General features: G+C 60.9%; 9 protein-coding genes. 2 read left to right on the forward strand and 7 right to left on the reverse strand.

The features are described from left to right. Positions 1-170: 170 nt before the first annotated feature. Positions 171-902, forward strand: coding sequence for a GntR family transcriptional regulator (locus AC6CIG_RS14260; RefSeq protein ID WP_100672826.1), 732 nt, complete (start codon positions 171-173; stop codon positions 900-902). A 72-nt stretch (positions 903-974) separates the two neighbouring features. On the opposite strand, the gene AC6CIG_RS14265 is transcribed toward AC6CIG_RS14260, so the two are convergent. Beyond that, positions 975-2,969 (reverse strand): putative bifunctional diguanylate cyclase/phosphodiesterase, encoded by a 1,995-nt coding sequence (locus AC6CIG_RS14265; RefSeq protein WP_018099345.1) that lies wholly within the window; start codon positions 2,967-2,969, stop codon positions 975-977. 428 nt (positions 2,970-3,397) lie between these two features. On the opposite strand from AC6CIG_RS14265, the gene AC6CIG_RS14270 reads away from it, so the two are divergent. After that, positions 3,398-4,441 (forward strand): class I SAM-dependent methyltransferase, encoded by a 1,044-nt coding sequence (locus tag AC6CIG_RS14270; RefSeq protein WP_127709211.1) that lies wholly within the window; start codon positions 3,398-3,400, stop codon positions 4,439-4,441. Positions 4,442-4,591: 150 nt separating this feature from the next. Here the strand turns inward: AC6CIG_RS14270 and AC6CIG_RS14275 are convergent, their stop codons facing one another. The 6 genes from AC6CIG_RS14275 to AC6CIG_RS14300 all read right to left on the reverse strand — a co-directional run bounded on the left by AC6CIG_RS14275 (position 4,592) and on the right by AC6CIG_RS14300 (position 12,828). Beyond that, positions 4,592-5,815 carry a tetratricopeptide repeat protein gene (locus tag AC6CIG_RS14275; protein WP_102762224.1) on the reverse strand — a complete coding sequence of 408 codons (1,224 nt, stop codon included), beginning with the start codon at positions 5,813-5,815 and terminating at the stop codon, positions 4,592-4,594. Positions 5,816-5,956: 141 nt separating this feature from the next. After that, positions 5,957-6,451 carry a hypothetical protein gene (locus AC6CIG_RS14280; RefSeq protein WP_018099348.1) on the reverse strand — a complete coding sequence of 165 codons (495 nt, stop codon included), beginning with the start codon at positions 6,449-6,451 and terminating at the stop codon, positions 5,957-5,959. A 98-nt stretch (positions 6,452-6,549) separates the two neighbouring features. Beyond that, positions 6,550-7,902, reverse strand: a complete 1,353-nt coding sequence (locus AC6CIG_RS14285; protein WP_127709209.1) for an HlyD family type I secretion periplasmic adaptor subunit — start codon at positions 7,900-7,902, stop codon at positions 6,550-6,552. 2 nt (positions 7,903-7,904) lie between these two features. After that, positions 7,905-9,992, reverse strand: a complete 2,088-nt coding sequence (locus AC6CIG_RS14290; RefSeq protein ID WP_127709207.1) for a type I secretion system permease/ATPase — start codon at positions 9,990-9,992, stop codon at positions 7,905-7,907. A 103-nt stretch (positions 9,993-10,095) separates the two neighbouring features. Further along, complete coding sequence (locus AC6CIG_RS14295; protein WP_127709205.1) at positions 10,096-12,141, reverse strand: hypothetical protein; 2,046 nt, start codon at positions 12,139-12,141, stop codon at positions 10,096-10,098. A 132-nt stretch (positions 12,142-12,273) separates the two neighbouring features. Continuing rightward, positions 12,274-12,828: a hypothetical protein gene (locus AC6CIG_RS14300; RefSeq protein ID WP_018099352.1), complete on the reverse strand. Its 555-nt coding sequence runs from the start codon at positions 12,826-12,828 to the stop codon at positions 12,274-12,276. Positions 12,829-13,428 lie beyond the last annotated feature (600 nt).

Raw genomic sequence — 13,428 nt, forward strand, 5'->3', positions numbered from 1 at the left:
TTGTAAGACAACTGACAACATTGTCTGAGAATGTCAAGGGAGATAATCGGCCGGATACACCTTCTGCCAGCGAGCTCCCGTAAGGATATAGGGTAGCAGAACTGTCCCTTGACCTTCCTGGATTTGTCAGACAAGAAGGATCATATTTTGCCGTCATTTGGAGAGAGGAATTGCCCGAGCCGCTTCGCGACACGCGCACCCTGGTCATACAGCTTCGCGACCGCATCGCCGATCTGATCCGGGAGCAGGGGCTCGCTCCGGGCGACAAGCTTCCGACGGAGGCGCAGCTCACGGAGCGTTTCAGGATCTCCCGCCCGGCGCTGCGGGAGGCATTGAAACTACTGGAACAGGATGGCGTCATCTATGTCGAGCACGGCCGCGGCCGGTTCGTGTCGGCGATGTCTGCGGTCCATGTCGAAAGGCCGATCACCGTCTTCGAGAGCGTCACCGACATGACGCGCCATTATGGCTATGCGACCGTCAACAAGGTACTCTCGATCGCCGAGGAAATGCCCGACGCGGTCACGGCGGGGCAGTTGCAGCTTGCAAATGGCGAGCGCGTCATCCGTCTCGAGCGGCTGCGTCTGCACAAGGACGAGCCGATACTCTATTGTCTCGACTACATCCCGCGCAGCATCATTCCGAACCGCCTTTATGACATCGAATGGGGCGGCTCGCTGCTCGATCTGCTCGAGCAGTACAGACACCGGCCGCGCATGTCCGCTGCTACGGTCACGGCAGTGATGCTTCCTGAGGACGTGGTCGAGCGCAACGATCTGCGGGATTTCGGGCCGGCGCTGCTGATCCGCGAGACCTGTTTCAATGCAAGCGGCGTGCCGGTCGTTTATTCCGTCGACTATCACCGCGGCAGTCATTTTTCCTTCAGCCTCGCGCGGAAGTAGCGATCCGCGCTCGTACAGCGGTTGCGAAGAGGATGGGGGGAGCGTCCCCTCCGCCCTTGCCCGTCGGTCCGATCAATGCGGACCCGCGCGGGTCCGGCGCTTGTCTGTCGGTGGGGGCGGCTGGAAATTTCGCGCAGGCGCGGGTCGCCCCACATGGAAACCCTGGACGTGGTCGATCCGGAATTGCCGCATGAGCGCGAGCTGTTCCTCCGTCTCGACACCCTCGACCAGGATCTTGTGCCCGCGGTTTCGCACCAGGCCGATAATGTCCCTGAGCATCGCCTTGCCCTTGGGCGTGTCGCAGTCGTGAAGGAACGATCGGTCGATCTTCACCGTATCGAAGTCGATCAGGCGCAGCCATGACAGGCCGGCGAAGCCGGTTCCGAAATCGTCGAGCCATATCCTGATGCCCAGCGTCTTCAAATCGGCGATGCAACGCAGGATATCGGAATGCATCTCCATCTCGAGCCCCTCGGTGATTTCGAAGGCGAGCCTGCTGCCGGCCACCCCGGTCTCGCCGAGAATGGCAGCGACCGAAGCCGCGAAGCCTGGCGATCTCAGCTGGATCGGCGAGACGTTCACGCTGACAACGGGCACATGCTCGCTTGCCAGGAGTTCCTGGCACACCACGCCTATCACCCAGCGGCCGAGATCGAGGATGGCCCCGGTCCGCTCGGCAATCGGCACGAAGAGGCTCGGAGGGACGGACGTGCCGTCCAGCATCTTCAGCCGCATCAGGGCCTCGACCGCGTCAACGCGGCCGGTGGCGACGTCACGTATGGGCTGATAGACCAGTGAGACGAGATTCTGGTCGATCGCAATTTTCAGGAGCGCGGCGATGTTCTCGCTCTCGTCGCTGCTTTGCGGGTCGTTCGGATCGAAGAGGCGCGCACAGTTGCGGCCGTTCGCCTTTGCCCCGTAGAGAGCGCGATCCGCCTCATGGATCAGTCTCTCGAGCTTCGAACCGATCTGGTTGCGGGTGAAACCCGCGCCGACGCTCACCGTCACGATCGACATGCCGTCGCGCCGCTGTTCGTGCGGCAGAGCGAGGGTCTCGACGCTGTGCCGTACGGCTTCCGCCAGATCCGCCGCCTGCTCCCGCGTCTTCAGCCGTGCCAGCACGATGAATTCCTCGCCGCCATAACGGCCGATCGACCCATCGTAGGGCGCGATCGACTCCTTCAGCGCATTGGCAACGAGAACGAGGCAGCGATCGCCTTCTTGATGGCCATAAAAGTCGTTGTACCTCTTGAAGAAATCGACGTCGATAAGGATTGCCGCAAAGCTCTTCCCGCCTCTCTGCCAGTCGCTCCAATAGTCCCGGAGCTTCTGATCGACCGCGCGGCGGTTGTCGAGGCCCGTGAGCGAATCGGTATGCGACAGCCGCAGCAGCGCTTTTCCGCGGTCCGAGGCTTCCTTCTGCTGGATCTTCGCCTCGAAGGCATTGAGAAAGACCTTGTAGCGCTCCCGGTTGAGTTTCCAGTTCACATAGGACGTGAAGACGAAGCACGAGACGTAGAAGGTTCCGAAGGCGACCTGATAGGATACGCTTTTCGGTATATAGAATACCAAGGCAAGAAAGAACGTGGCGAGGACGATTCCCGAGGTTACGACCGACAGGCGAAAGTGGAAACTGAAGAATAGATTGGCGCCCATCATGAATATCGCGCCAAAGATCATATAATAGGAAATACTCTCGGTCTGGCTGGTCATCAGCGACGGAAACAGCCAACCCCAATAACCCGCCACCAGTGCGCCTGCGCAGGTGAGATCGAACCACTTCGTCTCGGCATCCAGCCGAAACAACACCTCGATGGCGGCAATCGCCGTAGCGCCCACCGCAAGGCGCGCCAGGATTGCATAAAACGCGACGTCGGGAACGAGCAGGATATCCGTGGCCGCGAACAGCAGATAGACGGCCACGGCCACCCAGAGGCCCTGGCGGCTTGCCGTCCGGCGCGCGACTTCGCCTTCTCTCCGATAGAGCGTTTGCAGCTCTACAGATTGCAGTCTGGGCGGCTGCGCCTGCAGATCGATCTCAATTCCCTCGGCCAACGTGTGCCTCATGCACCGATCCCAATCGCTTTGCGCCGCCCGCCGCGAGGCTGAAACTCCTTGCGGCGGTCGACGCGTCCTGGATCACGATGATTTAGATCGGTTCGACCTGAAACCATGAGCGTAATCGATTCCAAAAAGTTGAGACGCGGGGTGCGGGCGGAAAACCGCACACACTTTTCCTTTTCCGGCTCTTGTCGCTTCACGCCCCATCCAATCCCAACAAGCACCCTACGAAGACAGTCAGGAACGTCCGGCACAATAGTCGAGGCAAATTAAGTTTTGCTGAATTGTCAAAGATCAGAAGAGCGCTCAATAGTGTATTGAAACAATCCAATACCTGTTTTTATTAACCATATTATTCGAAAACTTGAAACCCGGCTGGCGCGGTGCCGGGTCCTGGGCATAATGTTAACAAACAGTTAACGGATGAGTCACGCGTGAGCCAATTTCAGATCGTACTAGACGGCGAGAGCCTTATTACGCCCGCCGCCATCGCAACCGAATTCAATTCCCAGAGAATCGAGTTTTACGAAGAACAGCTGGCGACAGCAAAGGCCGAGATTGCGCTGATTCTGAACATCGCGCAGCAACAGTTCGGGCAGCAGCGAGACCCTGCGGAGATAATACATCGGATTGCCGGGTCTCTTCATGATGTGCGCAATAAATATCAGCCGAGCGTCTGGCAGGAGCTGATACCACTGATCCAGAATCACACGGTGTCGGAATTCTTCCTCCAGGACCCGTTTACGCGCTGGTCGTTCGAAAAGCCCCGGGGTTATTCCGGCGACGCCCAGTTGCTCGACTTCATCTATGGACATCCGAGCATTGCCGGGAATGTCGCAAGGGCCACGCCGCTCGGGCGAGCACTCTACGATTACACCAAGGACGCCTCATCTTCGGTGGCCGTGCGGGAGCGGCGCGACCTGCTGACGCGCCATGTCGACGAGATTGCGGCGACGCGGGGAGGGGAGGCCGAGATCCTGACGATCGCCGCCGGGCACCTGCGTGAGGCCAACCGCTCGGCAGCCTTGCGGGAGGGTAGCCTGAAACGGTGGGTCGCCCTCGATCAGGATCCGCTGAGCGTCGGTTCGATCGCGCGCGACTTCACGGGAACTCGCATCGAGGCAGTCGACGGGTCGGTCAAAAGTCTTCTGACCAGGTCACAGGAGCTCGGCCAGTTCGATTTCATCTATGCCGCCGGGCTTTACGACTACCTCACCGAAAAGGTGGCGGTGAAGCTCACGCGGAGATGCCTGGAAATGCTGAAGCCGAACGGGGTCTTCCTCTTTGCCAATTTCGCGCGCGACATCCATGTCGACGGCTACATGGAAACCTTCATGAACTGGGCGCTGCTGCTTCGATCGGAGTTCGACATGTGGCAGATCATTCATGCCAGCGCCGACAGGGAAGCCATCGAAGCGCGCGTGCAGTTCGGTGCGAACCGCAACGTCGTCTACGGGATCATTCAGAAGCGTTCCTAAAGCTGAGCGGGATGCGGAAAAGCGTGTGCCGTTTCCGCCCGCATCCCGCTCCAACCTGTTGGATTCGATCAACATGATCGAGATCCCGCAGCGACTGCGCGCGCCCCGGCAGCACGCGCCGCTGTGGCGGGGTGCGGACAGGAACCGGTTTCAGTGCTTCAATTTCGAGGCCTTCCAGCCATATGGCGACGGTCTCGCATGCAGATGGGCGGATGAGCCGGCGGGCAGCAGAGGTGTCAGGAGCGGCTGCGCAGCTGCCGTCAACCGAATCGCATCCTCGTGCGCCTGCATCTCCTGCTCCGGCTCGGGCTCCTGCTCCTCATCCTGCTCCTCCATGCCGGCGACACCCCTCAGGCGGATCAGGATCTCCTCTGCCCTCGTCTTGCAGAGGACGTGGTTCGCGTCGTCGGATACGATGTCGTGGAAGCTCTGGAAGGTGGCGATAGCGGCATCCCTTTGGCCCGAAGCCAAGCGCGCGACCGCGAGTTTGTAGCGCAGGATGCCTCGATGCGGGTAGCGGGCAAGCAGCTCTTGAAACGTCTTGCCCGCCTTGCGGTAGAATGCCTGCGCCATTTGCGTGTCGCCGAGCCAGTGGAGAACGTCGTCCGCGTTCGGCACTGCCGGCAGCAAGGTGCGATAAAGATGCTCCGCCTCTCCATATTCGCCCACGTCGCTCAAGAGATGCGCAAGGCGACAGCGCGCCTCGATATGTCCCGGAACGGTGCGGATCAGCTGCCGATAGCCCGCTTCGGCTCCGTCGAAGTCGCCGAAGGCGTGCAGCGCCACCGCCCGCTCCAAGACGATGCCCAGGCTGCGGCGATTGAGGCAGTCGCGCAGGTTCCTGCCCGTGAGGGTTCTAAGAAGCATACTGCGGAGGCGACGCCCGCAGGCGTCGATCCTCTCTCCCTCGTCGACGGTGTCAACGCGCGCAAACTCCCCTTCGGGAAAGGCATCGAGCAACCGTTCGAGCCGCGCCGAGGCCGCGCCGCAGCGGTCGAATCGGATGCTTGTCCAGTTTTCGGACGCGAGGATGCCGGCGAATGCGTCCGCCGCCTCGCTTTCAAGGCCAGGTGCGCAGAGAAAACCGGTGCGTCCGGTTCCGTGATTGCCGATCATCAGGATTTCGTCGACGAAGAGACCCGTGTCCTCGTCCTGAGAGGTCGCCAGCTCGAGCGGCAGGAACGCGTCGTACCGTTTTCCGGCGGCGCGGTTTTTCCAGGCCAGAATGAGCCACCTCTCGCGGTGCGGAAGGTATTCCTGCAGCCAGGGCCAGGAGAGAAAAGCGTGCGCTTCCGGATCTGAACGATATATCTTGTTCCAGTTTCTATGATTTTTTTTAAATTCTTCGATGCAGTCGATAACGTGGACTGTCATTGTCGTCTCTTTGCGGCAATATACTCGATACACGCCAAAATCGTTACGTTAGTGAATAATTGAATACAATAATGCTTCTGTTCAGTATACACCGTCCAACTGCGCAGGACAACTACCGAGTGCCGGTATTCGGCTGCTCCCCTATATCGAGCGCTCGTCGAAGTTCGGTCTCGATCGAATGAACGTCCACAGACGTCTGCTGATATCGGTGATCTCGCGAACCGCATTGTCGAGACGCGCCAACTCGCGGGCATCGAGCTGTTCGACCTTGCCGTAGCGCACGTCCTTCTCGCCTTCGACGAGTCGCATCAACTGCGTGCTCGAAATCTCGCCCTGCTCGTCGACGGAGTAGATGCAATGATTGTACTTGTTGCGCATCTTCGATTGCTGCTTCAGCCGCACGGTAATGGCGAGCACCTCGTCGCGAGTCGCCGCCGGGATCCGCGGCAGCTTCGCCAGGCGCTCTGTCAGATCGATTCGGGCGCGCGTCGTATTCAGAGTCAGGAAAACGACGATGGCCGCGTCCTTTTCCACCCCCAGAAGGTGGGCGATCACGTAGATGAGCAGGCTTTCGGTGTTGGTCCACACGTAGTTCAGGCGACCAACGAGCAAAAGCACATCCTGTGCAGCCGCCATGGCGATCTCCAAGCGGTCCCGAGAATGATGCGCCGGAACCGGATTTGCGCACTTGCATATTCCGCCGATCGAAACCGGCTTCCATAGACGTCCTGCATTCAGGTCTCCTTGAACGCGCGCGACATGCTGTCTGTGATGGGCTTCGTCAGATACTCGAAGAAGGTGCGCTCCGATGTGGTGATCAACACTTCGGCCGGCATTCCGGGCACGGGGTGAAAGCCGTGGACGCGTCCGATCTCGCTCGCAGGCACTTCGACGCGCACGATATAGACGTCGCGCTGCTGGCCGCCGGCTACTTCCTCCTCGATCGAATCCGCCGAGACGTAGAAGACCTTGCCTTTCAGCACCGGCGTCGTGCGGCGGTTGAGCGCCGAAAGCCGGATCGTGGCGTCTTCGCCGACCTTGAGCTGATCGATGGCGGTGCGCAGCAGCTGCGCCTCGATGATCAGCGGGACGTTGGCCGGCAGGATCTCCATGATCGGCTTTCCGCTTGCGATGACGCCGCCGGCCGTATGGAAATAGCTGCGTACGACGGTGCCATCGACAGGCGAACGGATGGTGGCGCGGCCGAGCACTTCGGACGCCTCGCGAACCTGCTCGCGTACGCTGTCGAGATCGGCCTCGGCCGCTTCGAGGCCGTCGAGCGCCGCCTGCTTGTTGGTATTGACGGCGATGACCGCCTCCTGGCGGTAGCGGTCGATCTGCGTGTAGCTCTCCTTGACCTCCGATTCGAGCCGGCCGATCTCGCCGATCGCGTCGGCGATCGCGCGGTCCAACGCCATGAGTTCCGGGCGCCGGATCAGGCCCTTGTCGGCGAGCTTGCTCTTGGCCTCCCGCTCCTCGTTGAGAATCTCCAACTGCCGATTGAACGATGCCTGCTGCAGAGCGTATCCCCTGGCCCGGAATTCAAGCGAACGAATGTTCTGGTCGATCAGGTTCAGTTGGTCGCGCAGCTTGATCTTCTTGCTCTGGAAATTGACGTTCTGGCTTTCCATGATGGCGCGAATGTCGGGATCGTCGGCCTGCCGGGCGACGATTTCGGGTACGCTGAAGGCATCTTCGCCCACCGCCTCCGCCCTCAACCGCCCGACGACTGCCTCCAGGCGGAGGCGCTTGAGGTTGAGCATACGGGCGTTGGCCCGGGCGACCGTCTGATCGAGCTTCACGAGAATGTCGCCGGCCTTGACCTTGTCGCCCTCGGCGACCAGCAGTTCCTCGATGATGCCGCCCTCCAGATGCTGGACGATCTTGTTGTTGCCGTTGGCGACGAAGCTTCCCTGGGCGATGATTGCCGCGGCAAGCGGTGCCGCGAAAGCCCAGTAGCCGAAGCCGCCGAAGGAGATCGCGATCAGCGCCAGGCCAACCAGACTGTGGAGCCGGATCGAACGGGGGACCTCGGCATACCACTCCGCCGGATTTCGAGGTTCGGTGCTCCGCCTGTCGCTTTGCATCGTCAATCTCCGTGAATGCGGGATTGCCCGCGGTCGCCTTCGGCCTTTGCGCCAAGCGCGGCGAGCACCTCGTTTCGGGCGCCGAACATCGCCACCGTTCCTTCGTGCAGCACCATGATCTTGTCGACACATTGCAGGAGAGCAGGGCGCTGCGTGATGGTGACGGTGGTGATGCCCTCCTTCCTCGCATGCGCCAGCGCGCGGGCAAGTGCGGCCTCGCCATTGCTGTCGAGGTTCGAATTCGGCTCGTCGAGGACGACGAATTTCGGATTGCCGAAGAAGGCGCGCGCCAGAGCTATGCGCTGTTTCTGACCGCCCGACAGCGGGGCGCCGTCAGCGGCGACCACGGTCTCGTAGCCTTGCGGAAAGGTTGCGATCAGTTCGTGCACGTCGGCGAGCACCGCCGCCTCATAAACCATGCTGTCGTCCACATCCTCACGCATGCGGCAGATATTTGCCTTGATCGTTCCCGGAAAGAGCTGAACGTCCTGGGGAAGGTAGCCGATGCTTTCGCCGAATTGGCGCTGATCCCAGTTGCGCAGATCCATGAGATCGAGACGAACACTGCCGGATGTGGGCAGAATCGAGCCGACCAGCATCTTGCCGAGGGTGGTCTTGCCGGAGCCGGAATTGCCGATGACCGCAAGCGATTCCCCCTTTGCCAGCGAAAAGGAGATGCCGTTCAGGATCACGCGCTTCTGCGGCGGCGGTACGAAGAGGATGCGCTCGACGTCGAGCCGGCCTTCCGGCTTCGGCAGACGCAGCCGCGGGAAGTTCAAGGGCGAGGTGAGCAAGAGCTGCCTGATTCGCTGATAGGCGGCGCGGGAGTGGTTGAGCTGGTTCCAGCCCTCGATGGCTCCTTCGACGGGCGCGAGCGCACGCCCGGCAATGATCGAAGCGGCGATCACCATGCCGCCGGTCAGTTGCCCTTCCATCGCCAGATGCGCTCCCCAGCCGAGAAGCGCCACCTGGGTGAACATCCGCACGGCCCTGGATGCGCCGGTGAAGATTATGTTGCGGTCCTGAGCGTAGACCTGCGCCTTGAGCGAGGCCGCCGTCTCCTGGCCCCACATTCTCACCGCTTCCGGAATCATCGCCAGCGCATTGATGATCTGGGCGTTGCGCGCCATCGAATCGAGATGGAAATTGGCCCGGCCGAGCGAGGCATTGGCTTCGCTGAATGGTTTTGTCGTCGCCTTCTGATTGAGATAGGCGATGACGATCAGAACCGTACAGCACAGGATGACGATCATGCCAAGTTGTGGCTGTATGAGGTAGACCACGATCACGAAGAGCGGTGTCAGCGGAGCGTCGAGGAAAGCCGTAAGCGTGCCGGAGGTGATGAAGGCGCGAAGCTGCTGCAGGTCGCCCAATATCTGGTAGTCCCGACCGCTTCCGTGCAGCGAGGCCCGGGCTGCCGCACTGAGGATCGGTGTGCCGAGCTGGACCTCGATTTCGACGGCGGTGCGCATCAGGATGAAGCGGCGGATCGCGTCGAGAATGACCTGAAGCGCCACGGCGCCGAGCACGGCGACCGTCAGCATGACCAGCGTGTCCTGCGAGCGGCTCGTCAGGACCCGGTCGGAGATCTGGAACAAATAGATCGGGATGGCCAGGACGAGGACGTTGATGGCCAGGGTGAAAGCGATGACGATCAGCATGTTGCGCCGGACAGCGGCCATGCCGTTGTGCAGGCTGGCGGCGAAGTTCGCCGGTCCCATGCGCTTGTGAAGCGTGCTCCTGCCGCCGCCGTCTTCGCTCGCTTTCCCTTCACCTGTTGCGCTGCGTTCAACCGGGCGAAGGTCGTCTTGCTTCATCGGGCCCGGGTGATTTTCGATCGTTCGCGGCAGCCCCGGGGCCTGTCGTCTTTCCACCTTGGGAACGTCGCCCTCGTCGCGGCACGCATCGGCCGATGCCGATGCTTGCTTTTGCTCCGAGAACCTTGCCGCGTCTGCCTTTCCGTTCGGCCCTGGCGGCCTTTCGAAGGGTGCCACAGCCTCGGCTTCGGCTATCTCGGGCAGCTCCAGCCGTGCGACATCCCGGCGCTGCGGCTTGCCTCGCCCGGCATACCACTTCGACATGTCGTTCATGCTCGCTCCCCTGCGCTTGGCTCTTGAAGTCGTTGCGGTCAGGACCGTCCAACGGATCTCCGTTCGAAGCTGTGCAACCCTGAGAGCTCGAAGCGGATCGGCTTCAAGCCAGTATCGTATGCATGACGTCGCTCCACTGGCTGCCGGACAGGTCGGTGCCGTGATCGCCGTCCATGTCTCCGCCCTGCGGCGCCGTATCCTCGCCGATAAAGGCGATGAGTTCGGTCGTCAGACCGCCACTGTCCCGCTGAAGGTCCGGCATTCCGTCGACTATTCCCGATTGGATGAGCACTGCGTCGGAATAGATCTCGCCGCCGACATAGGTCGTCCCGCCGGAGTCGATGATCTCCGCGACGTTGAAGACGCCATTGTTTCCCGTATGCACCGCGACCGAGGCCTCCGGTCCGTCTTCGAGCAACTTGCCCGCGGCAAACGAGACGGCATCGGCGTCGCCGAGAATGCTGACCTGTTGGACGATCGTGACGTCATAGAGATTACCGGTGATGAACAGGATGTGCAGGTCGGCATAGCCTTCGAAAGCATTGTCGCGCAGGAGTTCGTCCGGCAATGTGCCGTCGCCCTCGTGCATCTGGTCGGCGGCTTCATGAAAGTAGTCCGGCATCGCCTCGAAGCGGACGCCGGAGCTCACGTTTCCGATCGAGGCCATGTTCCAGACGAGATTGCCGCCGGTGTCCAGCGCGATGCCTTTGCCGGCGGATACGCCTGCGATCTCGTCATTGTCGTAGAGGATGGAGATCTGGCTGATGATGTCGAGATCGACCAGGCGGCCGCCGACGAGGATCAGATCGTAGTGCTCGGCAATGCCGAGAAACGACGCGACGTTCACTGCCGTGTTGCCGCCGCTGAGCACGGTCGTCTCCGCACCCGTCCTGGTAACGGTCAGGCTGTCATTGTCGCTGGCGAAGTTGTACTGCTCGACCCAATGGACGATGGAAAGATCGCCTTCGACGACGTTCACGCGCCAGCTTGTCGGGAATGTCGAAGATTCGGCCGGAATCTCCGCTTCCTGGGGCAGGCATGCCCCGGTTTCTCCGCCACCGAAGCTTGCTATGTTCAGTGCGACGGTCGTGGTCATCGTCGCGCATGTACCGGAGATCGCGCCGTCGAGCGTGTCCCTGTCGGCATAGACGTAGGATTGCGAGATGACATCGATTTGATGGTAGTCACCCATCACGGCGGTCACGGGTGGGGCCTCCACAGCGCCGACGACGCTGGCAACATTGGCGACGACATTGGCTCCCGCATGAATGTCGAGGTCGCCGTTCTGGAGCGGCTTGGCTAGAGGCGTCCCGGCGGGGTGAGCAGTGTGCTCTCGCCCCGGAAGGTTGTCGCGCAGTTCCGGCGCGGCGTCGGCGCGGGTGCCGTTGACATAGGTGCCCTCGATGCGTTCTGCGATGAGAACGGCATCGCCCGCCTCGTTCTTCACCAATTCGTCCGGAGAGGCGGCCTGCGGAAGGTTTTCCGGTCCGCCTGTCGCGGGCGCGGGCGGAACGGCCTGTTGGCTGGCGCCCGCCAGGGAGGCAAGTGCTTCAAGTTTCGCAGCCACAGCGGCGAAAGAGGCGGGTGCTTCGGCGGCGCCGATCTGCGCGAAGGGCGAGGCTTCAAGGGCTTCCGCGAGAAAGCCTTCGAGCGTCTGGTCCACATGCGTCAGGTTGCGCGGCTCCCCAAGCATTCCGGTCAGGTTCACGACATCGTCGTCATGGAGGGTGCTTGCCTGATAGATATGGCTGAAGCCCGCGTCGGGACCCGCAGGAGTCATCGTATCCGTGGCCTCGGGGCCGTTGCCGGAAATGCCGTGGTCCTCCCTGGACCGGGCATCCACCTGTCCGGCTTGCGCCGCGGCGGCCGGTTGGTCGAGGTGATGCCGTGACGGGGCGGCATGATCGGCGGAGTCGAGCCGGGCAATGTCGTAAGCCCGGAGTTCGTAGGAGATCTCGGGATCGTAGCTTTTCAACGCGAAGTCAGACCGGAAATCAGCCGACTGTACGTCGTCGGAGTCCTCCTTTTGCGCAGTCTTCGGGGTTTCATATCCCTGCAGGTATTCAAATCTCATACGCGCGTCATCGATCGCCGTGTTGAACAGCCCTATGAAATGCGCAACGATCTCGTTGATCTTCTCCGAATGCATCGTCCGATCCTTCCCCTTTCCGCAGCAAAGGGTGCCTCTAACCTCTTTTTTTCTTCAATCGGATACGAGTGAAGGAAACGTGCTGGCGTTCGCCCGCGATCGGTATCCAGCACGGCCGGTGCATCCGGTCGTTCATTCGACGTCGCTATCCGACCCCGCCGGGGTCACGCCCGGATCGCCAACGGTGGTGCTGACGTCGGCGTTGCTGAGAAGGTTCGCGCCCTGGACGATTTCGTGGTGGAAGTCCGGACTTGCCGGGCCGTGCGGCGTCTCCGTCGAGGAGTGGGATGCACCCTCGTCGCCCTTGAGATCCCAACCGTCCGTGGTGAGGCCGTCGCCACCAGGTTCTCCGCTGCCTGTGCCGGGATCGGTATTGCCGCTCTTGCCGGCGTCATAGGCGCGGTCCTGATCGGCCAGGCTATTGGCCTGGGCGAGGCTGAACCCGGCTTCGTAGATGCTGGCGCCGTTGCCCAGAACATTGTCGACATTCAGGGAAAAGGAAAAGCCGTCGCCGAGGGAGAAGGCAAAGTCACCCCCGGCGGTCTCGGTGAGACTGGTGCTGCCACCGGCAACCGACCTGCTGGACGTGTTCATCGCTACGCCATCGGCAAGCGCACCCGTCTTCAGCTCGTCATCGGCACTGAAGTTGTCGTGGAGCCCAAGATTCTTCTGTGAGGAATCGGGCATAAGCACTTCCTCATAAGAGGGGGAGCCAGCACCGAAACCCTTCATCTTTTATAGGATTCTTGAGGCGCTGGCTCTTTTGGCGGTTTAGCGGAAATGAATCTTCCGTCTCTGCTTGCAATGTCATTTCAGCGCGATACTAAGCGCCTAAATTCATACGTATGGTAACGCATAGTCATAATATTTGTCATATAAACGTAAATATCTATATTTCCGATCTTCTACGCGAAACAACGACCGAAGACGCACAGAATGTTGGTGCGACCATTGGAGTTTGATCTGGAACGCAGTCGAGTGAAAGTTACCTATTGTGGTTATGAGACTCGGCGCCGGCCCGTCTCGGATTTTTCGCTCGATGTTCGATGCGCGGCAACCGACGCACTCGTTTCGAGTGCAGCTCGCGATCGCCTCGCCATGCCTGTGCATGTACCTCGATCGATGCGGTCAGCTAACGCACTGAAAATACTTGACAATCGTAATCTCGGTCGTGCAGTTCGTTTGCCCGGGCACGCTTGAATTGCGGAGCGAAGGCCGGCTGCAGGGTTCGTTGGCGGAAAGTGCGTCGGGCGTCTGCCTCAGCACGCGATCGACCGAACTGACCGC

The organism is Sinorhizobium sp. GQ132 (assembly GCF_059758575.1).